General features: G+C 59.5%; 18 protein-coding genes. 2 read left to right on the forward strand and 16 right to left on the reverse strand.

Translation table 11 applies throughout. The features are described 5' to 3' along the window. Positions 1-58 precede the first annotated feature (58 nt). From P3T40_RS12485 to P3T40_RS12550, 14 genes are all read right to left on the reverse strand, one after another. Positions 59-1291 (reverse strand): aspartyl protease family protein, encoded by a 1233-nt coding sequence (locus tag P3T40_RS12485; RefSeq protein ID WP_429268002.1) that lies wholly within the window; start codon positions 1289-1291, stop codon positions 59-61. Next, complete coding sequence (locus P3T40_RS12490) at positions 1288-2718, reverse strand: TolC family protein (protein WP_429268003.1); 1431 nt, start codon at positions 2716-2718, stop codon at positions 1288-1290. The genes P3T40_RS12485 and P3T40_RS12490 overlap by 4 nt, the downstream gene beginning before the upstream one ends. Continuing rightward, entirely contained in the window at positions 2708-4129 is a 1422-nt protein-coding gene (locus tag P3T40_RS12495; protein WP_429268004.1) for an HlyD family type I secretion periplasmic adaptor subunit, read from the reverse strand. Before P3T40_RS12495 ends, P3T40_RS12490 begins: the two co-directional genes overlap by 11 nt. A 2-nt stretch (positions 4130-4131) precedes the next feature. Beyond that, the gene (locus tag P3T40_RS12500) at positions 4132-6258 is read right to left on the reverse strand and encodes a type I secretion system permease/ATPase (RefSeq protein WP_429268005.1); all 2127 of its coding nucleotides are present in this window, start codon (positions 6256-6258) and stop codon (positions 4132-4134) included. A 69-nt stretch (positions 6259-6327) separates the two neighbouring features. Further along, positions 6328-7143, reverse strand: coding sequence for a sulfotransferase family protein (locus P3T40_RS12505; RefSeq protein ID WP_429268006.1), 816 nt, complete (start codon positions 7141-7143; stop codon positions 6328-6330). Positions 7144-7277: 134 nt separating this feature from the next. After that, complete coding sequence (locus P3T40_RS12510) at positions 7278-11225, reverse strand: matrixin family metalloprotease (protein ID WP_429268007.1); 3948 nt, start codon at positions 11223-11225, stop codon at positions 7278-7280. Between the two features lie 18 nt (positions 11226-11243). Next, positions 11244-12218 (reverse strand): formylglycine-generating enzyme family protein, encoded by a 975-nt coding sequence (locus tag P3T40_RS12515; protein ID WP_429268008.1) that lies wholly within the window; start codon positions 12216-12218, stop codon positions 11244-11246. Between the two features lie 35 nt (positions 12219-12253). Continuing rightward, positions 12254-12751, reverse strand: coding sequence for a formylglycine-generating enzyme family protein (locus P3T40_RS12520; protein WP_429268009.1), 498 nt, complete (start codon positions 12749-12751; stop codon positions 12254-12256). 4 nt (positions 12752-12755) lie between these two features. Beyond that, on the reverse strand, positions 12756-13097 hold the full coding sequence (locus tag P3T40_RS12525; protein ID WP_429268010.1) for an SUMF1/EgtB/PvdO family nonheme iron enzyme: 342 nt from the start codon (positions 13095-13097) through the stop codon (positions 12756-12758). A 1113-nt stretch (positions 13098-14210) separates the two neighbouring features. Next, positions 14211-14798, reverse strand: coding sequence for a LutC/YkgG family protein (locus tag P3T40_RS12530; RefSeq protein WP_429268011.1), 588 nt, complete (start codon positions 14796-14798; stop codon positions 14211-14213). After that, the gene (locus P3T40_RS12535; RefSeq protein WP_429268012.1) at positions 14785-16176 is read right to left on the reverse strand and encodes a lactate utilization protein B; all 1392 of its coding nucleotides are present in this window, start codon (positions 16174-16176) and stop codon (positions 14785-14787) included. The genes P3T40_RS12530 and P3T40_RS12535 overlap by 14 nt, the downstream gene beginning before the upstream one ends. Continuing rightward, positions 16173-16916 (reverse strand): (Fe-S)-binding protein, encoded by a 744-nt coding sequence (locus P3T40_RS12540; protein ID WP_429268013.1) that lies wholly within the window; start codon positions 16914-16916, stop codon positions 16173-16175. Before P3T40_RS12540 ends, P3T40_RS12535 begins: the two co-directional genes overlap by 4 nt. A 265-nt stretch (positions 16917-17181) precedes the next feature. Beyond that, on the reverse strand, positions 17182-17913 hold the full coding sequence (locus tag P3T40_RS12545; RefSeq protein ID WP_429268014.1) for a FadR/GntR family transcriptional regulator: 732 nt from the start codon (positions 17911-17913) through the stop codon (positions 17182-17184). Positions 17914-18072: 159 nt separating this feature from the next. Continuing rightward, positions 18073-18777: a Crp/Fnr family transcriptional regulator gene (locus P3T40_RS12550; protein ID WP_429268015.1), complete on the reverse strand. Its 705-nt coding sequence runs from the start codon at positions 18775-18777 to the stop codon at positions 18073-18075. A gap of 191 nt (positions 18778-18968) precedes the next feature. On the opposite strand from P3T40_RS12550, the gene P3T40_RS12555 reads away from it, so the two are divergent. Both P3T40_RS12555 and P3T40_RS12560 read left to right on the forward strand, forming a co-directional pair. Beyond that, positions 18969-19736: a class II aldolase/adducin family protein gene (locus P3T40_RS12555; protein ID WP_429268016.1), complete on the forward strand. Its 768-nt coding sequence runs from the start codon at positions 18969-18971 to the stop codon at positions 19734-19736. Positions 19737-19753: 17 nt separating this feature from the next. Next, positions 19754-20773: a 2-dehydropantoate 2-reductase gene (locus tag P3T40_RS12560; RefSeq protein WP_429268017.1), complete on the forward strand. Its 1020-nt coding sequence runs from the start codon at positions 19754-19756 to the stop codon at positions 20771-20773. Here P3T40_RS12560 and P3T40_RS12565 read toward each other — a convergent pair. Both P3T40_RS12565 and P3T40_RS12570 read right to left on the reverse strand, forming a co-directional pair. After that, on the reverse strand, positions 20770-21381 hold the full coding sequence (locus P3T40_RS12565; protein WP_429268018.1) for a lytic transglycosylase domain-containing protein: 612 nt from the start codon (positions 21379-21381) through the stop codon (positions 20770-20772). The genes P3T40_RS12560 and P3T40_RS12565 overlap by 4 nt on opposite strands. Before the next feature lie 230 nt (positions 21382-21611). Then, positions 21612-22811, reverse strand: a complete 1200-nt coding sequence (locus P3T40_RS12570) for a pyridoxal phosphate-dependent aminotransferase (RefSeq protein WP_429268019.1) — start codon at positions 22809-22811, stop codon at positions 21612-21614. Between the last annotated feature and the right edge of the window lie 255 nt (positions 22812-23066).

Genomic DNA, 23066 nt, shown 5'->3' on the forward strand with positions numbered 1-23066 from the left:
GCACACGCAAAGACTTCAGGCCCTGCCCTTATCCCCTTACGACTACATTACGACTACATTACGACCGCGTAGACAATAGCGGGCGCCACGCAACGCCCCCTGCACCATCATGCGCTCGCTCATCGGGTTCGCCCCGGTGGTAAAAAGATATTGGGGTAATACGTGATGTGCGAGTGGCTTGAAACTGCCGCAACCGGCTAAGCGGCAAGGACTCTGGAGCGTCGCCGGTCCGCCTGATCGCTTCGAGTTGTCCATTCGCATCCAGTGGCTGGTCAGACGAAGCGGCCGCCTGAGACGGTACCGGTCCGACGCCGGCGCGACCCGAAGCCAATTGCATGAAAACCCATCCAGTCGAGTAGGAAAGCCATACGCGGCGCCACTTCATGAAATCCATCCCCAGCAGCATGTCCGAATCGCTCAGCGCGGCATCGCCGACTTCGATATGCACATTCCTGAAAGTCGCCGTCCCCAGCCGGAGGCTGTCGAAGCGATGCACGTACAGATGGATCCGGTTGCCCGATATGCCCGTTCCTGACGATTGCGGATCGCTTGCGAGCGCGGTATCGTCGACGCCGGACGCCAGCATGGCGTCATGCTTGAGCAGGGAATGTGTCGCTCCGGTATCGAGCACGGCCTTGATCGGATGACCATTCAATGCAAGCGACAGGATGAAACGATGCCGCGGCGTGTCGATCGGCGAGTATGCATCGTAGCGACCGACCCATGGCACAAAGCGGCCGATGCATCCTTCGGCGGTATAGAGCGTCATGGTCTTCGCGGGAAAATCTAACTCGACGTCGTAACGTGACAACATCCGGGTGCCGATCAGTCCAATCGGAACCGAGGGCGCAGCCCGTTCCGCAGGGTTCAACAGATCCGCGACGTCGACTCGCGTATCCCGCCACTCCTCTGTGCCGAATTTGAGTGACGGCAGCACGCGCGGATAAACCGAGCGGATATCGCCCACGCCACGTATTACATTGGCTTGCGACGTGTCGGACTCCAGATGAAACGCGTCGGCCGCCTCGGCAGTGAGGACGGTATTTTCGGATCCCGAATCGACCACCATCAGGAACGTGTGGCCACCGATGTCGACGGGAACATCGTAGTGCCCGCCGATTTCCGTCAACGGCAGCGTCGCTTCCTTAGTCAGGTGGCAGGTGCCGTATGGTTCGGCATTCGCGGTCTGTGCCCAGGAGCAGGTGCAAGGCAGCGTGACGCTAGCCACACAGATGACGAGTCGTAAAATATTTCGCATAACCATGTAATTGAAATGGCTGGTGGGTTTCATTGCATGTCGTCGCCACTGAGACGACCCAGACTTCCGGCGAGCCGCAAGCGCGCCGCTCGCCAGTCGGCCAGCGCTTGCACACGCTGTTGCTGCGCATTGGCTAATGCTGTCTGGGCATTGAGCAGTTCGAGGATGTTGCCGACGCCCGCCTGATAGCGATGTTGTGCCGCCGTGAACGAGCGTTGCGCGATATCGAGCAGAGTCGCGCTGTCCTTGACACTGTCAGTCGAGGTTTGAACCGCCTGATAGCTGTTCCAGACCTCCAGTCCAACCTGTTGGCGCGCGTCTTCGAGAGCGTCCCGCTGCTTTTCAAGTTGGGCCTGCGTCTGGCGAATCTGGTAGGTGCGGGTAAAGCCCTCGAAGAATGGAATCGTCACCTGCACGCCCACATACCATTCGTGGCCGGTAGCCGGAAATTCCAGAATGCCCAGGCCGAGGCTCGCCGGCTGGTTATCCCGGCTGTACTTCGAGACGAGGCTGATGTTGGGCAGGCCTTGAGCGCGCGTCTGGTCGACCTTGGCCACTGCGGCGTCCACCTCGGCCTGTGCTGCGAGTACCGACGGATGGGCGTGCGTGGCCTCGTCGATCAACTCGCCCACCGACTCCGTGAAAGCCGTGTCCGGTTGCACACCCGCCGTCACGGCGGGCAGCGTTATCGGAACGTCCGGCGACAGCTCCATATCCGAGGCCAAGGTCCCCGCGGCCGATTGCCATGCGCCCTGCGCCTTGTTGCGACTAAGGACGGCTTGCGTATACGCCGTCTGCGCCTGCAGCGCATCGGAGATCGGCGCAATGCCTTTGTCGACGCGTGCCGACGCAACCTTCGCGCTATCGCCAGACATACGCTCGACGTCCTCTGCCGCGGCTAGCGCGCCTGCTGCCGCCTGGGCGGCGTAGTAGTCCTTCGCCACAGCGACGAAGAGGTTCTGAAGCGTCGCGTTCTGCGTCGACTGCGCTGCCGCCAGCAGCGCCGATGCGTTGCGAGCCGCCGCCGCGCGGGCGCCGAAATCGTACAACGTCCAGTTCAGCGACACGCTCTCCATATTGGTCGTGGCCAGTTGCGCAGAACTCAAGGTCGGATGATCGATCACGTCCGTCACGGAGTTATCGCGCACCACCTGCGCTGTGCCGGAGAGCGTGGGTAAGTACGCAGCGCGCGCAACGCCGAGGCCCGCCGCCTGGGCCTTCACATCCGCCCATGCTTCGCGCGTCTTCGGATTGCTGCATAGCGCGCGTTGCACGGCTTCCGCCAGTAGCAGCGGCTTACCGGGCGAGCCAAACTGACACGCGAGCGGGTCGGGCACGATGGCGCCTGCTGCCGTTGCCGAAATGCCATTCGTGGTGCGTAGCACGTCGAACGCATACACATGCGAGGTCGCAACGAGGAACGACGTCAGGAGCGTCGCGATGATCGGCCTAGCGCTCACGCATGCTCTCCTCTGCGCTCTCCAGGAGCGGCCCAAGAAAATACTCCGCTACGCTGCGCTTGCCGGTCTTGATGTCGGCTGTGACTTCCATCCCGGGCGTCAACGTGATCCACTTCTTCTCCACCCGAATCCGGTTGGTCGACAGCCGGATGCGGACCGGAAACGTCAAGCCGAGCTTCTTGTCCTGTACTGCGTCGTTCGATACCGATACGACGGTGCCGGTGATATAGCCATAGCGGGTGTATGGAAACGCCTCGACCTTGACGGCGGCCGCCTGCCCGACATCCACAAAGCCGATGTCCTTGTTCTGAAGTTGCGCCTCCACCTCCAGCGTATCGTTAGGCACGATCTCCATCAGCGATTGAGCCGTGGTCACGACGCCCCCGAGAGTGTGCGTAGCCAGTTGCTGAACCGTGCCCGACACCGGTGCACTCAGGCTGAGCAAAGCCTCGCGCGTTTGGGCCTTGGTCTCGTCATCGCGGCTTTGTGTGTCTTGCTGCGTGTCTTTCTCCAGCTCGTCGAGCTGGTCATGACGGAATTTGGAAGCATCCGACTCGATGTCCGCACGCTGCTCGGCGATCCCCGCAGCCAGTTCGCGCGCGTGGCTCTGCTGAGCCGCCAGTTCGTGCTCCTGTCCAAGTGCCGTCTGCTCCTTGTCCAGATAGTCGCTCTGGGCGACATACTTGTCGCCCGCGAGCGATTTGTAGTCGTTTGCCTGCTGACGGGCGAGCGGAGCGGTGGCCTGCAATTTGGCGATTTCCTGCCGCGTGCTGTCGAGCTCGGCCTCCCGCTTCGACAGCTCGGCCTGGGCACTATCGAACTTGTCCTTGTATTCGCTGAACGCGCCTTCAGCGAGACGCTGCGTTTCCTGCATCCGGTCCGCCGGCGCGCCCGCGACCGGTGTGACGACAGGCGGACGATTGTCGCGCTGCGCTGCAAGCAATGCGCTCGCACGTGCGGCGCCCAGTTCGGCATCGAGCTTCGACGAATGGGCTTTATCGGCATCCGCCGACGCCTGCGTCGTGTCGAGCTTCATCAGCAATTGGCCCGCTTTCACCTGCTCCCCGTCCTGAACGAGGATCTCCCTGACCACGCCCGTCATGGCCGGCTGGATGACCTTGACGCGTGCGTCCGGCACAAACTTGCCGGTCGCCGATACGACGATATCGAGCTTGCCGAATACGGCGATCAACAAAACCAGCAACGTCAGCAGGACGATGATGCGCATGGTCCAACGCGGCGCGGGATGCACCGGTGTTTCAACCAGTTCGAGTTGCGCGGGCAAAAACGCGAGTTCGTGAGCGGCACGCTCGGGCGAATCGAACTGATGCCGCACCCGCCATGCGCTACGGAATACGCCGGCATAGCGCGCGAAAAGATCGCGCACAGCCTGCAATCGCAAAAATTTCATTGTCAACCGTCCTGCAGCGAAACAAGGTGGGCGTAATAGCGGCCGAGCCGCAACAGCGCGTCATGGGTGCCCCGCTCCACGATCTGGCCTTTGTCCATGGCGACGATCTGGTCAGCGTGCCGCACAGCAGTCAGCCGGTGGGCGATGATGATGACTGTGCGGCCCGCGCACATCGCTTTCATATTGTTCTGGATGACGCGCTCGGTTTCGAAGTCCAACGCGCTGGTGGCCTCGTCGAACACGAGAACGCGCGGATTGGTCAGGAGTGCGCGTGCAATCGCGAGGCGCTGTCGCTGACCGCCGGACAGGTTCGAGCCGTGCTCGCCGACGATCGTGTCGTAGGCTTCCGGCAACTCGCAGATGAATTCGTGCGCGCCCGCGAGCTTTGCCGCGTTGATCACCGCTGCGAGCGGCGCGCCCGGATCGGTCAACGCGACGTTGTCGCGAATGGAGCGGTTGAACAGCAGGTTCTCCTGCAGCACCACGCCGATCTGCCGGCGCAGCCACGCAGGATCGGCCAGCGCCAGGTCGATGCCGTCGATGCGCACGGTCCCCTGCTCTGGCACGTAGAGCCGTTGCAGGAGTTTGGTGAGCGTGCTCTTGCCAGAGCCTGAACGGCCGACAATGCCAATTACCTGCCCCGCGCTGAAATTCAAACCGACGCCATCGAGAATGGGCGGTCCGTCGGGGCGATACCGAAAACTGATGTTGTCGAAGCTGATATCGCCCTTGAGCGCCGGAAGCGCCTGGCGGCTTTGCGGCAACTCGGTGCGAGAATTGAGGATATCCCCAAGGCGGCTCATCGAAATGCCGATCTGTTGGAAGTCCTGCCAGAGCTGCGCAAGCCTCAGCACAGGAGCGCTGACGCGTTGGGACATCATGTTGAACGCGATCAGTTCGCCGACGGTCAGCTTGCCGTCGATCACCAGGTTCGCCCCGAAGAACAACGTGCATAGCGTCACCAGCTTGCCGACCAGCTGAATCAGTTGCTGGCCGACATTGCCGAGCGAACTCACGCGAAAGCCCGCGGACACATAGGCCGCCAGTTGAGTTTCCCAGCGTTTGATGAACTGCGGCTCGACCGCCATCGCCTTGACGGTCTCAACGCCCGATACCGCCTCGACGAGAAACGACTGGTTGTCCGCGCCGCGTGCGAACTTTTCGTTCAGACGAGCGCGTAACACCGGCGTGAGTCCAGCCGAGATTGCACCGTAGACCGGCAGCGAGATAGCGACGATCAGCGTCAGCCACACGCTATACAGGCACATGACGCCAAGGAAGATAAACGAGAACGTCAGGTCGATCAGCGCGGTGAGCGCCTGCCCGGTCAGGAAGTTGCGGATATTCTCCAGTTCTCTGACCCGCGCGACCGTATCGCCGACGCGGCGCGCGCCGAAATAGCTGAGCGGTAGGGTCACCAGATGTCTGAACAACCGCGCACCCAGTTCGACGTCGATACGGTTGGTGGTGTGCGCAAACACGTAGTTGCGCAGCCCCGTCAGCAGCACCTCGAAGACCGAACTCACCAGTAGCGCGACGCATACGACATTGAGCGTACTGTAGGTCCGATTGACCAAAACCTTGTCCATCACCACCTGGAACATCAGCGGCGATACCAGGCCGAAAAGTTGCAGAATCAAGGAGACGCCCAACACTTCCAGCAACAGGCGGCGATACTTGACGACGGCGGGAATGAACCAGGAAAAGTCGAAGCGCGCCAGTTCGCCCGCAATCGATGCGCGGGAGGTGAACAGCAGCATGCGACCGCTTGAGCGCGCTGCGACGTCCTCAATGGGACGCGTAATTGGCGCTTTCATGCCGGGCTCGAGAACGAGCGCTGTTTTGCCGTCTGAACCCGCCAGAATGAAGTGTCTGCCGGTGCGATCGAGTGCCAATGCGGGGAACGGCGTCTTGCTGAGACGCTCGATGACAAGTGGTAGCGCACGCGCCTTCAGACCGATGCTGCGCGCCGACAGCACGAGTTCCATTTCGGAGAATACGCCGCTCTTCACTGCGGCCGCATGTTTCAATTGCGACGCATCCGTGGCGATACCATGAAAGCGCGCCATTACGACGAGCGCGGCTAATCCGGCGTCTTCAAGTTGCGCCGGTTGTTCTTCAATGCCCATTGCTTAACCAGAGAAAGTGCTTTTTATATCTGCCACCGAGGTGGTGTCGATCCGTTGAATTCAGAATGGCTAAAGAACCCGTACTCCGCGCACGTTCAACTCGTGTTTCTCCCAAAACTGCGTGTGCGCGAATTTGGCAAACAAATCCGGAGGAATAGCGGGCTTGCGGACCTGGTGTTCGACCTTTTGCCTGACCTTGTGGAGGCCGGGCATGCCGAGCAACGCGTCGTAGTCCGGTTCGTTATAGGCGACGTTATTGAAGTCGTGCGTAAACCACGGCTCGCCGATTTCCTGATAAATCAGCCGCAGCGTGCGCTCAGACGCGCCGACCAGATGATCGTATGGAACGACGATAAGACGCTTCGCCTCTTCGCCGAACCACGCTTCACGAAGCGTGCTCCACGGCAGACCAATCAGGCCGGTTTCAGAATTCATTAGCGCTTCAGCACGAGAATACGCCGACATGCCCGGCTGGAAATTGAACATGCGCGAGAGTTGTAACGGGTTCTTCGCAAGCATCCTCTCGATGCTGTCGATAATCCAGCCCGTCTCACGCACGCAGCAGATGATGCGTGAAGCTGGATAGAGCGCCTTGAGTAGCGCGACTCTCCCGGTCCACGTGCGGTTTGTATCGAACACCACCTGGTCCGATCGCACTTGCGCGTAGTAGCTGTCGAAAACGCCGCGAAGCATGGCGGCGCGTTTGGCGTCGTCGAAGAACACCGCGAATTCGCCGACGCACATATTCTTGTGGAGCCCGCCGCAAAGAGCAGCGACCGGACTCGTCATTGAGGCCGTGAAGCGCGGATTCTGGCGTAGCAGCGCGCATAGGAGCGTCGAGCCTGAACGGGGCAGGCCTGAGATCAGATGGAGGTTGTTTACCACAGAATTGATTTACCGTTAGTAATGCTTAGGTGTATTGGTGTATCTATCATGTTCGATTACATCTTGAGTCCGTACCGCAGGTCTACGTTTTTGGCGTAGACATGCGGCGCCAGCTCGTACTGGGCAAGCAGCTGTTAGTGGAGCGACGCGGCCAGCAACGGTTGCGTGCTCAATTGGGCAATGACGGCCGGACTCGTCACCGACGACGACGCTGGCGCGTATGCGGCCATCGCCTGGATCAACTGATCCACCTGACTGCCTGCCGACGAACTGGAGAGCGGGCTCGCAGCGCCGCCGTACAGCGACTGCATGCCGGCAAGGTCCGTGGCATCGAGCGTACGGTTGGCTGACGTAAGCTCGTAGTACATGACTGAGCTCTGGTCCGCGTTGTCAGCCAGGCCCAGCGCGTGCCCGATCTCATGCAGCAGGACCTGTTCAAGCGTTGCGGCGGTTCCTGCGTACGTGAGCTGTCCGTCGGCGCCCGTAGCAAGTGCGTCCTGCGACGGATCCTCGAGTTTGATGTTTGCACCCTCGATCTGGCCGCCCTGTACGGTCCCGGTCGTGTAGCCCACCACGCCCGTGGACGCTGTACCGAGCTGTCCAAAACCGATCTGGATATTGGCCTGGGAAGGGCTGGAGGCTTCCTCGAACGTCAGCCCCGAAGCTGCCGCCCACGTGGCAAACGCCTGTTGCACCTGCGCCATGTACGTCGCCTCGGCAGCGCTGTCAGTGCCAGCCGGCGCCGCGAAGCTCCACGTGATGATCTGGCTGTCCCACTGCGCGCCTTCCAGAACGGCGTTACCCGTGCCGGATGTCGGCGTGGTCGAAGCGATCTGCGAAGCCTGACTCAGAGCAGCCTGTGCCGCCGCCGCCCCCGTCTGATTGCCGTTTGCCAGATCGGCCTGTGCGATCGAACCGATATTGCTTCCGACCGCTGCCTGCACGGTCGATGCGCTGCCGGCAAACCCGTATCCGCCGAAGTAGCCATACCCGCCGTCCCAGAACGAATCGCCCCAGTCCGAGGAGTCGTCCGTGTATCCGCCGTCCATGCTGCTGCCCCCGGCGTAGGACGCGGTTTCCTGTCCGGTCGATGCATTGAAGTCTTCATATCCCGTTTCGGTGCCAGTAGACTGGTTGAAGAGGTCAATCTGCGATGCGTAATTGCCGCCGGTGAAGAAACATTCTTCGTAAGCGTATGCCTGCCCGGGATTGAACAGCTCGGCTTCTGTTTCCTGTCCCATCGAATTGAACAGGATGTTTTCCAGTTCCTGACCTACAGTGTTGAAATTGATCTGGCTGCTTTCGTCGCCGTTGCTATAGAAGGTCATCTCGGTCGAAGCATACGGGTCGTTCGCCGTGAACAACAAGCGCTCCTGCTCGGTCGTCGATCCGTTGAAGATATCTTCCTGGGATTCCTGGCCGGTAATCGGGTTGAAGGTCGCCTGGTAGCTCTCTGCCCCATCCACGTTGAAATAAATCTCAGTACTCGCGTAGTTATCACCCGGCGTAAACAGATCTTCCTGCGTTTCCTTGCCGCCTGAGAACAGATACTCCGATGTCAACTGGCTTGACGAGTTGAAATTGTCCTGGCTCGTCAGTTGACCACCGCTGTAAAGATCGAGCTGTGCACTGCGGTTAGTGAAGTCCACAAGCTGTTGCGTCATCGACCCCGTGCCGTTGCTTCCGGAATAGTTCTGGAGAACTTCAGAATCACCGCTGGGCAGTCCGGTAAACAGCTGCTCCTGTGAAGTGCCGTTGCTGAGGTCGATCAGATCCCAGGTGTTGGCGCCCGTGCCATTTGTGCCCGCGTAGTACTCGCTCAACGACGTTTCGCCACTGGACAGGCCTGTGTAGAACGTTTCCTGCGAATCGCCAGACGTGAAGTCGGTGATCTGCCAGCTCAAGGTGCCAGCGCCGTTCGCGCCGGTATAGTCGTTAATCAACTCCGACTCGCCGTTGCCAAGGCCAGCGAAGAATTGCGCTTGAGAGGTGCCGTTGGTGAAGTTGTAGAGGTCTTCAGTCTGCGTTCCGGTTGCGTTGGTGCCTGTGAAAGCCACTGTTTCGGAGGATTCGCCGGCGGCGAGGCCCGTGTAGAGCGTCTCCTGCGAGTTGCCGGCGGTGAAGTCAGCGATCTGCCAGCTCAACGTGCCAGCGCCGTTTGCGCCGGTGTAGTCGTTGATCAGCTCAGACTCGCCGTTGCTCAGGCCCGTAAAGAATTGAGCTTGGGAGGAGCCGTTCGTGAAGTTGTAGAGGTCTTCGGTTTCTGTGCCTGTGCCGTTTGCTCCGCTGTAGTCTTCGATGATCGATTTGTCACCCGACGGCAGGCCTGTGAAGAATTGCTCCTGCGAAGTGCCGTTCGTGAAATTGTAGAGATCTTCGGTTTGGGTGCCGGAAGCGTTTGTGCCGGTGAAGTATTCGGTTTCGGATGATTCGCCACTGGCCAGCCCGGTGTAATACGTTTGCGTCGAACTGCCGGAAGAAAGGTCTGTGATTTGCCAGTTCAGTGACCCAGCACCATTTACGCCGCTGTATTGGTCGACGATCTCGGAGTCGCTGCCCGGCAAACCGGAGAAGGTCTGGGTCTGGGAGCCACCAGTCGTGAAATTGTAGATGTTCTCGGTGTTTACGCCGGTAGCGTTCGTTCCGCTGAAATCTTCGATCTCGGAGGCAATGCCGCCTCCAAGGCCGCTTAGAAGCGTTTCCGTTGAATAGCCGGAACTGTAGTCGGTGATATCGGACGTCTCAGTGCCAGTGCCATTCGCGCCGGTGAAGTTATCGATCTGCTCCGAAACACCGCTTGGAAGATCGGTGAAATACTGAGTTTGCGAGCCACCACTCGTGAAGTTGTAAATATTTTCGTTATCCTGACCATTCGAACCGTAGTCAAGCGTAACGGATTCGCTCGACGATGCCGCGGAGTTAACGCCGTTCAGCGTTGCCGAAATGCCTGCGTCCAGCGTGACGGATCCGTTGCTGAGATTCACCGCATCGCCACTTCCTTCAAGCGTGTATTGCCCACCCGAAGCGTTAAGCGTGATGCCGTTACCCTCGAGGTTCACGTTGTCTCCCGACGCGCCTGTGACGGTACCACCTCCACTAAGGCTGTCGATAGTCAGGCTGTTGTTGATACCCAGATCTACCATTGTCGTCGCATCGCCCAACAGTACGGTCACGTCCGTCGCGCCCGCGAGGTCCAGCGTGTCGCCGGTTGTGCCCGTACCTTCGAGCGTAAATGTACTGCCCGAGCCAGCGGTAATCTGGTTTCCTGAACCGCTTATGGTGGCATTCGTCGCGCCATTTGCGATATTAATTTGAAAAGAACTAACGTCGGCCACAACTCCAACACCTTCGACGGTCAAATCGTCGACTGAACCGTTATAAGCAAGCTGTACCGCACTCGTTTGCACGCCCTGAGCATTGTTCTCAGTATATTGAAATGCATTCCCGGCCAAGGAGGTTTCAGCCAACGTATCGCCGCCTGCTCCGGGCATGATGATTTCCGAATCACCGCTGGGGTCATTCATGTTGAGCAGCATGTCCTCATCCAACTGTGGAGGTGTATTGCCGATCCAGTGGTTGAACCCTGGCAAAAACGTGCTGTTGAACCAGTTCCCGACATCGACGGCTGTACCAACCGCACCTACAGCCAAGGCGAAATCATTGGCGTTCTCCCCAATCTCGCCCATCAAATTAGCAAGACCACTATTCCCAATTGCTGTTGCCCATGCTCCTATAAAGGTGGCCGTGGTACCGGCCATGCTGGCAGCGTCCCCTGCAATTGACGAGAACGCGGCTGTTTGAGCATTAGGTTGCTGCAGCCGAACTGCATCCTGGTACGCTTGCACCTGATTCGGCAAATCGGTCACACCCGCGAGGCCGCCTAAAGCAGAAGAAAACGTTGGATTCTTTCCAAGCGTAGCTATCGCGCTCGAAAGCGCTTCTGCGCTCGAAATCAGGCCTTGCTGCGCAGCAGAATCATCAGGGTTCGCCTTGTATTGCTGTGCAGAGTTAACATACGTCACCCACGCGTTGAAGAACGTCCCGACATCTTTTCCGGTTTGAACAATCTCAATTCCAGACATAAAAACTACCCTCCACGTTTAAGGTTGGATACTTCTGGCCAGACGAAATCCATAGTTACTCTCGCGAGTGCTGACCGCCATTCCTGCCCGGCTTGCGGACCGGACGGCAAAAGGAATTCCAGCCCAGCTTGTTCCTCGCAAGGCTCTTGATTTACAGGAATCCTGGGCCGAAGATAGATTAGGCGGACCGCCATATCCGACCATCACGCAATCCTCAACCCATTGCTCTGCATTGCCCAGCATGTCGTACAGTCCCCACGGATTCGGCTTGAACGTGCCAACTGGTGCGGTATAGATATACCCGTCCGTGCAAGACGCATGGTCTGCTGCTGGATCAAGAAATCTCGCCGACTCGTCGCGTGCGTTTTCGTATTTGCATTGATCCTGGGGATTGTTGCCCCAGTACGCAGCCGTGACCGTGCCCGCCCTCGCCGCATACTCCCATTCAGCCTCGGTTGGTAGTCTGTAGGCTGTTTCCGTGGTCTTGTGCAGCTTCGAATTGAGCCATCCAATATATTTCTGCGCGTCATCCCACGACACGCAAACGACAGGATCATTATCTGTCTGCCTGAACCCGGGATTCTGCCAGCCCGCGCTAGCGTCAGTGATCCATGCTTTGCCATTGAAAATTTCGCAACCTTTGCCCTGAAATCCGGTCTCCCTGGCAAAGATGGCAAACTGCTTTCTAGTCACATTAAATTTCGCAATGGCAAACGAATTTATGGGCTCTTCGTGCCGTGGCGTCTCATCGATATACATGTAGGAATACTTATCCTGCCCTTCGAATTCCGCCTTGGTCGCACCCATCATATATTTTCCCGAAGGCAGCACTACCATCTCGGAGCACCCATCGCAGTCGCGGAAATGATCAAGCTGCCCAACCTGGGTCATAGGCCCATCGGCCATCGCAGCGATCGCCACCAATGAAAGGATAACAAGACCCAACAGCTTTCCCACGATAGTAATTTCATGACAATTTTTATTAATCTTCATTTTTCAGAACTTTCAAGCCCCCCATAATATCGTCCTCAATTCAGCATATCTGCTGCTACTCTAAAACCCGTAGTGCTGCTACGATTGGCCTGCCCAATACCTCCTCGACTGGCTACACGTACGTCAAACGGGATTGTTGACCAGCTCGCACCACGAACCATCCGTATCTCGCAACTAATTGAACGAAGCGCGGCAATCCCTGAACCCGGATCCTTATAGCTGTGAAAGCAAGAGGATGTCCATTGATACGCATCGCCAAGCATATCGAATAATCCCCACGGATTACTGGGAAAGGCACCCGCAGGAGACGTGGCCGCATATCCATCAGTGCAATTTGCTTTGAACGAGCCATGATCGCCAAAAATCTGATTGGATGAGATGTCACGTGCATTGGCGTATCGGCATTGAACGCTGGCGCCGCCTGACCAGTACACTGGTGCTCTCGTGCCCGCTCGCGCGGCATATTCCCACTCTTCTTCGGTCGGCAGACGATAGTGAAATTTCACGCGAGACTTTGAGGAAATTTTTCTCATTCAATCATGCAATATATTCTTCGGCGTCATTCCACGATACGCACACTACGGGGTCCTTCTGAGTTTGAGGAAAGCCTGGATTTTCCCAACCTGCCGAATAATCGAAGATCCACCGCCCGTGCTCAACAGTTCTGCACCCCGCGCCAGATAATCCTGTTTCCTTTGCAAAAACAGCAAACTCGCCCCGCGTCACGTCCATCTTTGACAAATAGAAAACGCCAACCTTTACTAAGTGTTGTGGCGTCTCAATATCTTTTCCGATGGGATCATTGTCTCGGCCACGGCATTCATCATCGAACCACCCATCAAATACGTTCCCATAGGAACCTTCACCGTATTGCAGCAAATGTCATCCTCTTGACTGGCGTGCAGCGATTCACCCCAAGCGTGCGAAGTTGAGAAAAACCAAAGAGCCGTCAGTATAAATAATGTCCTCATATTTTCTCTTATCGGGCGTTGGTTCATGAAGGTGAAAGTGGCCCGCAGACACAGGCTGATCAATACCTTGTACACGCGGCGCTGAACGAAGGTGCGTGAGGAACGGTGTTGTGCTCCCCCATGCGAAAACTCCGGAAAACTGTATTGCCGCTTCATTACCAGAATTCTTCACCCGCCTATCCGAGCAGCCAGCACTGGATTATGAAACCATTCTTCAGTTAAAGCTCCGTCTTTAAACGTTTAATTGACATCCAATATATACTTTTCAGCCCGTGAAATGTGTGTATTTTCTGTCAAATATTTATTCAAATAGCCTACAGTCTTTCAAAATCATTTCAACATTAAGAATTGTCTGCGTAATCACGACGTTAAATCAGAATTTTTTGACACGCGCTAGCGCCGATAGAAATATCCCGTAAACTTCGGATCAACACGGACTGATTTACGAACACCCAAACAACTACGTCCAACTCCGCTATGCGAACGCCTTTCGCCATCGCTATTCGGACCATGCGAGATGACGACGCAACGAATGCAGCGCAGGTCTTTGCGGGTTCGCGCCAGGTGAAAGACGACTCTGGCCATGCACTCGCGCACCAATCCCACTTTCTGGACCGAGTGAGGCTGTGAACCTGGACGAGGGAACGACCGTAGGGCGGCAGACTACAGACTCGCTATGGGTGACCACAACGAAGGAGAAAGCTGGAAGCCGGCAGTTACGATTCGCGTTACCCGCCATGCCGCATCACTGATAGCGTTGCCGCACGGGCGGGTTATGTCGGGGGCGCAATATTCGTGGGACCGTTCTCGGTCGTGCAGAGGCGGCAGCAGTTTCGTGACCGCACGCAAAGTTCGTGGTTGACTGCGATACGCCGGGCAACCCGCACGGCTGCAAAGGATGAGAGTTCCGCGTTGCGACCGGCAGACGCGCGGCGACCTGCCTGTTGTTTTATTTTTATTTCAGCCAAAAAGCCGTACCGCACAAGGCTTCAAAGATCATTCAGCCGCACCTCGACCAGCCTCACTGCACCCCGAGCCACACCACCGTCAACGACCTCACCCCCTGCGCACCGCGAATCAGCACGCCTTCGATATCCGCCGTCGCCGACGGCCCGGTCACCAACGCCGCATAGCGGGCATGCTGAAAATCCGGCCGCCGATAAACGTCCTGCAAGCCATCGATCATCTGCGTCGGATCGAGCAGCACGACCAGATGCTGCACAATATAACCAAGCGCGTTCACCACATATTCCTGCTCGCTGAACCACACCGAGCCCGTCTCCGCGACGCCAAACCGAGCCCGTACCACGCCAACGTCCACATCCTGCAGCGAGACCGGAGGTGTATCTGCGCTCAAGGCACGGGTGCCAGGCACCTCTGGCGTGGCCGAACACACCGAGGCATCCGGCCCGAAGCGCTCGCGGATCAACGCAAGCACATCCGCCGCTGAAGCCGCCTCGACACACGTCCCACCCATGCCTGCCAGCGCCGCCGTAAACTGCGCCCGCAGATCGCCACCAGCCGAAGCAAACAGCGGCACCTCAGGACGCTGCCGAGCATCCGGCTGCGCCGCGCGCACCTTCGCGAGAAAAGCCTCACGCGTTGCCATCGCCACCTCCGCGATTCTTCCGGTACCACGCGTGAAACGTCAACTTCGGCGCCTCCGGCAGTTCGCGCTGCCGGCCCCAGATATTGAGCGGGTTATACAGCACAAAATTCGGCAGACGCCGCAGCGCGCCGCCCATCGACGACACCGTCGCGCGATACAGCGTCGGACTCGCCAGCAGACGCCCGGCCATTTTCAACACTTCCTGCTTCACGAACGGCACTTCGTGGCGTTCGGTGATCACTTCGCGCCACTTGTAGATCTGCTCGTGGATGTTGATCTTCACCGGACAGACATTCGTGCAACTGCCATTGAGCGTCGAGGCAAACGGTAATGCGCTATAGCGTTTGAGGTCGTAGGTCGGATTGATGATCGCGCCGATCGGCCCTGAGTAGGTGCCTCCATATGAGAGCCCGCCACTGCGCCGATAAACCGGACAGGTGTTCATGCACGCCCCGCAGCGAATGCATTTGAGCGAGTACCAGAAGTCCTGCATCGCCAGCCGCTCCGAACGACCATGGTCGACGAGAATAAAGTGCATCTCGGTGCCCGGTCGCGGCGCGCGAAAGTGCGACGTATATTGCGTTATCGGCGAACCCAGCGCGCTGCGCGACAGCATGCGGATAAACACGCCGAGATCGGCCACCTTCGGAATCAGCTTTTCAATGCCAATCGACGCGATATGCAGCGGCGGCACATTGGCCGACAGGTCCGCATTGCCCTCGTTGGTGCAGACCACCACCGTGCCCGTTTCCGCCACCGCGAAATTGCAGCCCGTCATGCCGGCAGTCTTCTCGCGCACGAAATACGGCCGCGTATTCATGCGCTGGCTTTCCGCGAGGTAATGAATATCGCTGTTCTCGGGATCGGTGCCGATGGTGCGGCCAAACAGTTGCGCGACATCGCCGCGCAGCTTGTGCACCGCGGGCACCACCATATGGCTCGGATCCTGATGATCGAGCTGTTGGATGCGCTCGCCGAGGTCTGTCTCCATCACCGTGATGCCGCGTGGCTCGAGATAGTCGCGCATCGCACACTCGTCGGTGAGCATCGATTTGCTCTTCACGAGCGTCGTCATGCCGCGCTCGGACATGATCTTATAGACCAGTTCGTTGTGCTCTTCCGCCGTGGCCGCCCAGTGCACGATCACGCCGTTCGCTTCGACCGCGGCCGCAAACTGTTCGAGGTACTCCGACAAATGCGAGAGCGTGTGTTCCTTGATACCCGAGGCAAGTTCACGCATCGTCTCCCATTCGGGGATGCTGTGGGCCTGTGCATCGCGTTTTTCGCGCAGATCCCAGAGGCGCTTGTCATGAAACGCCACGTGCTCCGTCTTGGCGATGAAGGCGCCTGCCGCTTTGGCGTGGTCGATCCGGCTCATTCGCGTGCTCCGTTCAAAACCTGCGCGATATGGATGAAGCGCGCCTCCGCTTTCATCCGCTCTGCGCAGCCCTGCTGGTGCATCAGGCAAGACATATCGCCCGAGACGATGTATTGCGCCCCTGCGTTCAGGTGGTCACGGACCTTGTCCTGCCCCATGCGGACCGACACCGGCTCTTCCGTCACCGAGAAGGTGCCGCCGAAACCGCAGCACTCGTCCGGGCGTGCGGGCTTGACGAACTCGATGCCTTTGACTCCTTTCAGCAAGGTAAGCGGCTTCGAGAACGGCGTGCCGGCGACTTCGGAGATCGACGCCTCTTTCAGATGCCGCAACGCGCTGCAGCTATTGTGGAGTCCTACCCGATGCGGAAATTCGGCCCATGGAAATTCACGTGCGCCGACCACATCATGCAGGAACTCGACCAGTTCGTAGGCGCCGGCCCGCACTTTCTTGACCTCAGCGGTCTGCTCGATCGCAGTCAGATGCTCGCGCACGTGATGAATGCAGCTGGCCGAGGGCCCGACGATGTAGTCATAGCCCGCGAAGTTGCGCGCAAACACCTTCTCCGCGCCCGCCGCTTCGGTCTGCGCGCCGCTGTTGCCCATCGGCTGTCCGCAGCAAGTCTGCTCCTGAGGATAGTCAACCTCGATGCCGAAGCGTTCGAGCAACTCGAGCGTCGCTACCCCCACTTCCGGGTAGAACGCGTCGATAAAGCAGGGTATGAAAAGTGCGACTTTCATGGATTCAAGGCCAGCTTATTGAGGGCGAAGCGCTGCGACCCGGACGAGGACGCATAGGCTTACTTTACTGCTAATTCCACTCCGCTGATGCTTAAGGCTTACACTTGCGCATCAAGTCAGACTGGTATTGTTGGTCTGACCAAGAATATAAGGAAGTTGGAAAGGCGTGTCAATCGGGGCGTGGAAGTGTGGTTGGTGTGGCCTGAGTCGGCCGCCGGGTAAACCGGCGAGGCGTCACCGTCTATGAGGACGACGCCTTGATGCATCAGGACGGCTTCGCCGCCTCTTCCTCATACAATTCGCGCACGAAGGTCAAATGCCGTTCGGCTGCCTTGCGCGCTTTTTGCGCGTCGCGCGCCATGACGGCGTCGAAGATGGCCTGATGTTGGCTTAGCAATTGCCGCTCTTTCGCGTCGTCGTATTCGATCAGCCGATGATATTGCCGCATGCCTTCGCGAATCAGCGTATGAATGCCGTGCATCACATGCGCGAGCGCGATGTTGTGCGTGGAGTCGGCAATCGCGAGGTGAAACGCCGCATCCCGTTCCGCCAGATTCGTGCGATCTCCGGAAAGCGAGCAGGCCTTCAGTTCTTCGAACGCGCTGCGGATCTTCTCGAGATCGGCGGCGGTGGCGCGTTCGGCGGCGTAGACCGTCGAGATCGATTCCAGCCCTTGGCGCAACTCGAGAATATCGGCGCTGGTGCGCGGATTTTGCAGCAGCAGTTCCGCCAGCGGCTTCGAGATGATCGGCGCGGTGACGTCCACCACGGTGAAGCCGCCCCGCCCCGAGGTTTCGATGTAGCCATCCGCTTCCAGCCGGATCAGCGCCTCCCGCAGCGAGGGGCGCGACACGCCCAGCTGCGTCGCCAGATCGCGCTCGGCGGGCAGGCGGTCACCCGGCATCAACGCGCCGTCCGAGATCAGGCGTTTGATCTGGTCGGACACGACATCGGACAGACGTTTGCGCGTGAAGGACTGAATCGGGTCGAATTGCATGGGCTGGGTTGGCGTAGCGGTAGAGGGTCTGACTGGCGGCGCGGATAGCCGCCACGCCGTCAATGCGCGTGACGTTTCTGCTGGACAAAGCGTTGCGCAACAACGGACTGGCGCAATTATAGCGTCCGCCTCCGGCAGCGCAGGACGGCCAAAGCGACCTCACCTATCCGCATCACCGAGACTGGCCGCGCGCAACCGGTCGAAATCCAGAATCGCGATTTCCCCGGATTTCAAGCTCACTATCTGTTGACTTTCGAGGCTCCTGAGCAATTGATTGGTGGTCTGGCGCGAGAGCGACACCATTGAAGCGAGGCTGTCCTGCGAGAGCCTTATCCGGCTCTGTGTCGCGTTGAGACCACCATAACCTCCGGCGATCATCAGTAAACGGTTCGCCACGCGCTGCGCCGCGGGCAATAGCGTGATCGCCTCGGTGTTCTCGAACAAAACCCGCAGCCTTTGCGCCATCAACAGCGCAAAATCGCGCCAATAGCGGGGCGTGGAATCGAGCAGGCTTTGCAGCGCGGCTTCGGGCACGTGCAGCAAAAGCGTCCGGCTGACAGCGCTGGCGTCGTTCGGACGCGGCAACCCATCGAACAGCGAGATTTCCCCGATCCATGCGGTCGGGCCGAGTACCGCGAGCAGCGCCTCTTTCCCATCCATCCCGACGGTGCCGATAGCCATTGCGCCGCCCAGCACGGCGTACAGGCCATAAGACTGCTCGCCGCGCCGATACAGGTATTGGCCCCTTTCCAGCGTGAGCAGGACGGCATGGCCGATCAGATAGTCCTGCAACTCGACGCACAAGCCCCTGAACCACGGCGTCGTTTCGAGTTGTGAGCGGTAGCGGTGCAGGCTGGATTCCATTGGCGCGTTGAGCTGTCGTGTACCCGACAGATTTTAGGCGGGTTCGCGCCCATCATGGGGACTCGCATCTGACGACGCGATGACCTTGGCCCTTGACGCACCCGCTGCGTCGCAGGAACCCAATGCGCGATCTCGCAGGGCGCTATTCCAGGTTATTCCATCGCTTGCATCATCGAATAAGGAGTGTCGACATGGCCTCATCTGCTGTCAGTCTGAAGAACGACGTATCCCCTGCCGAATGGGAAGCGCGAGTCAATCTCGCAGCGGCGTACCGCCTCACCGCGCTGTTTGGTTGGGACGACCTGGTGTTTACCCATATCTCGGCGCGCGTACCCGGCCCCGAACACCATTTCCTGATCAACCCGTACGGCATGATGTTCGACGAAATCACCGCGTCTTCGCTGGTCAAGATAGACCTCGACGGCCGCAAGGTTTCCGATTCGCCGTATGACGTCAATCCGGCCGGCTTCACGATTCATAGTGCCATCCATGCGGCACGCGAAGACGCCCTTTGCGTGATGCACACTCACTCGGTCAACGGCGTTGCCGTGTCGGCGCAGGAAGAGGGTCTGCTGCCGCTCTCCCAGCAGTCGCTTGGGGTGCTGGCATCGCTCGGCTATCACAACTACGAAGGCATCGCACTCAACGAAGCCGAGAAACCTCGTCTTGTTCAGGACCTCGGACACAACAGCTACCTGATGCTGCGCAATCACGGCCTGCTGACGGTGGGCATGACGCCGGCGGACGCCTTCGTCGCCATGTACTTCTTCGAAGCAAGCTGCATGATTCAGGTGCGCGCCCAGGCAGGTGGCGGAAAGCTGACGCCCATCGCACAGCCGATTCTCGACGGCATCAAGGACCAGATCCGCATCGCAACGAGAGGCGCCAATCCAGGCGCATTGGTGTGGCCTGGGCTGCTGCGTCGGCTCGATCGCCGCAACCCCGGATTTGCTGACTAACTCAAGTGAGAACCTGTATGGCAAAAATCTTTATCTACGGCGCCGGCTCGATTGGTTGCTATGTCGGCGGACGGCTTCTTGCCGGGGGTAGCGACGTCAGTTTCATTGGGCGTGCTCGCGTGGCCGACCAGTTACGCGATCGAGGCATCACGCTGTCGCGGCGCGACGATAGCCGCTGGCATGCGCCGGCGGAACGCATCGACGTATCAACGGATGCGGCCAGCGCCGCCGCAGCCGATCTCGTGCTCGTCACCGTCAAGTCTGCTGCGACACCCATGGCTGCGGCGGAACTGGCGAACGTGCTTCGCCCCGGTACGATCGTCGTGAGCTTCCAGAACGGCGTTGGCAATGCGGACGTGCTGCGCGCCGCGCTGCCGCAGCAAACGGTGCTGGAGGGGATGGTGCCATTCAATGTCGTCGAACGCGGCCCTGGCGCATTTCATCAGGGTTCAGGCGGCGAGCTGGAGATCAGGCAGGCGCCGGCCATGCAGCCGTTCGTCGACGCGTTCAGGAAAGCGGGTCTGCCGCTGATCCAGCACGCCGATATGTTGCCGGTGCAGTGGGCGAAGCTGTTGCTCAATCTCAACAATGCCATCAATGCGCTCTCGAACCGGCCGTTGAAGGAAGAGCTCTCGCAACGCGCCTACCGGCTCTGCCTCGCCATGGCGCAGAAAGAAGCGCTCGCGCTTCTGAAGCGGGCCGGCATACGGCCAGTCAAAGTGACGCCGCTTCCCACCTCCTGGATACCGCACGTTCTCAGCGTGCCTGATGCGGTGTTCGAACGGCTGGGCCGCGCGATGCTGACCATCGATCCGCTCGCGCGCTCGTCGATGTCCGACGATCTGGCGGCCGGGCGTGCAACGGAAATTAACTGGATCAATGGCGAAGTCGTGAACCTCGCCCAACGCCTTGGGCGAACGGCGCCGGTCAATCAACGGCTGTGCGAACTCGTGCGGGAAGCCGAGCGAGCCAATGTGCGGCCATCATGGTCAGGTGAGGCACTGCTGGATGAGGTGCGGGCTGCGGCCAGGCGCTAACTGCCGCTGCAAACATCACGAATCTCTGCATTGCTTCCGCAGAAGCGCGACATTTTTTCGTCCGGGAAAAAGCGCGAGAATTGTTGCATATGGAGCGCTACGCGCCGGGCGTAGCCTTTGCCACCGCCGCTATAGCGCGATAATGCCGAGTTGACGTCGCCGCCGGAGGCGTCAAGATAGCCGCGCAAAATCGACGAGCCGATGGCCACGTTGACGACCGGATCGGAGAGATCCTTGCCTCCCGAGACCAGTTGCGGGTGAGCCGAAGGCAACACCTGCATCAGCCCTTTGGCACCCGCTGAGCTGACCGCCCGGCGGTTGAAGCCCGATTCGGTGGCGATCACGCCGAGCAGCAACACCGGCGACATCGCAAAGCGGTTCGCGGCGTCGAGTACCGCGTGCGCAATGGTGGTCGACTCGCCACGCGCTATACGGAACTGCCCCGACAAGATGGTTGCGATCTCAACGAGTGCCGACGCATTGCCGACGCTGTCCGGCTGACTGGCCACGATCGGCGCAGCCACGTCCGACGTATCGACGCCCGGCGCATCTGTGATCAACGGCACTTCGGCCGCCTGCATCGCACTCGCGAATGAAAGTGCCAACACGCCCAGCGCCACGCCCATCAGGCGTGTGGCCCGTGCGGCACGGCTTTCGTTTCCCCTCTTTGTCCGGCTGTTCTGCATATCGCCCGCTGGTTGTTAGCATGCGATCAACAGTACCGGGAACGGTATATCGGGCGAACAAAAACCTGTCCGCCCGGTGTAAACGCCGCATCAAGACCGCAGCGTCAAAACACGGTGCGAAAGTCGCGTTACCCCCGCCTTACCCCACCGCCTTACCCCGCGTTCAAGGCCGGCGTGCGCACCCGCAGGCTGGCGACGAACGCGGCGATGCGCTCGCATGCTTCGGCGAGCCGCGCCTCGTCGACCACGAAGCCGAGCCGCACGAAACCATTCGCGGTCTCGCCGAAGGCACTCGCATCGAGCAGCGAGACGCCCTGCGCACGAAACAGTTGCCACGTGAAATCGACGGTATCGAGGCCGCAGCCGCTGACATCCACCATCATGAACATGCCCGCCTCGGGCAACAGGCAGCGCAAGCCCTTCACCTTGCTCAAGCGCTCGTACACGACGTCACGGCGGCGCCGGTAAACTTCGCGCATGTCGGCCACGATCTGCGCCTTATGCTCGAATGCGGTCAGTGCCGCCTCCTGGATAAACCCAGGCAGGCCATACAGCATGCATAGCGCGAGCCGGCCGAGATGACCGATCAGCTCCGCGGGTCCAATGGCCCAGCCCACTCGCCAACCCGCCATCGCGTGCGATTTCGACAGGCTGGCGATAGTCACGGTTCGTTCGGCCATGCCCTCGAGCGACGCAATGCTCACATGCTCGCGTTCGAACGTCAGGTCGGCATAGACCTCGTCGGATAGCACCCATAGGTCGTGCTGGCGAGCCAGTTGACCGATGCGTTCCAGATCGGCACGCGGCATCACGACGCCGGTCGGGTTACACGGCGTGGCGAAGAAAATCGCTTTGGTACGCGGCGTAACCGCCGCTTCGAGCGCGTCGCAATCCAGATGAAAACCACGCGACGGATCGAGCGGCACCGGCACAAGCGTGGCGCCCGAGGCTCGCACGCACGCTTCGTAGGTCAGATACAGCGGCTCCGGCACGATGACCTCGTCACCGGCCTCGCACAGGCAAAGCGAAGCGGCGAAGATGCCGTTCTGCGCACCGGCACACAGCATCACGTTTTCCGCGCTCACCGCACGGCCGGTCGTGCGCGTATGCTCGCGCGCAATCGCGGCACGCAAGGGCTCACGCCCGACCACCGCGGTGTAGTGGGTATCGCCATCGCGCAACGCGTCGACCGCCCGCTCGACGATCGGCTCCGGCGTCGCGAAGTCAGGATCGCCCACGCTCAGCACGATCACATCCTCGCCTCTTGCCCGCGCCTGCTGCGCGGCATGGTGAATCTCCCACGCAGACGTGCGCTTGCCCTGCAGGCGCTCGACCAGACTTGAATACTTCATCCACCCACTCCTCTCGGTACAGACAGCGGGACTGCGCCGCTGTCCTACCCCGTTGTAGCAGTGTGCCGGGCGTGCCGGTACACGATGTTCAAGACATTACCCATAGACGCTTGCAGCTGCGGCAAGGACGCCGCCTTGAGGGCCGCGCATGCACGTGCTGCAACCGCGCGTCGGCGACGCGCGGTCCGGCCATCAATGTAATGGGGAGCGGGCGAAACGTCCACCGTTACGAGGAACGTTCGGAGGATAAACCTG

Origin of the sequence: Paraburkholderia sp. EB58 (genome assembly GCF_050436665.1) — a bacterium.
In the GTDB taxonomy this organism is placed as follows: domain Bacteria; phylum Pseudomonadota; class Gammaproteobacteria; order Burkholderiales; family Burkholderiaceae; genus Paraburkholderia.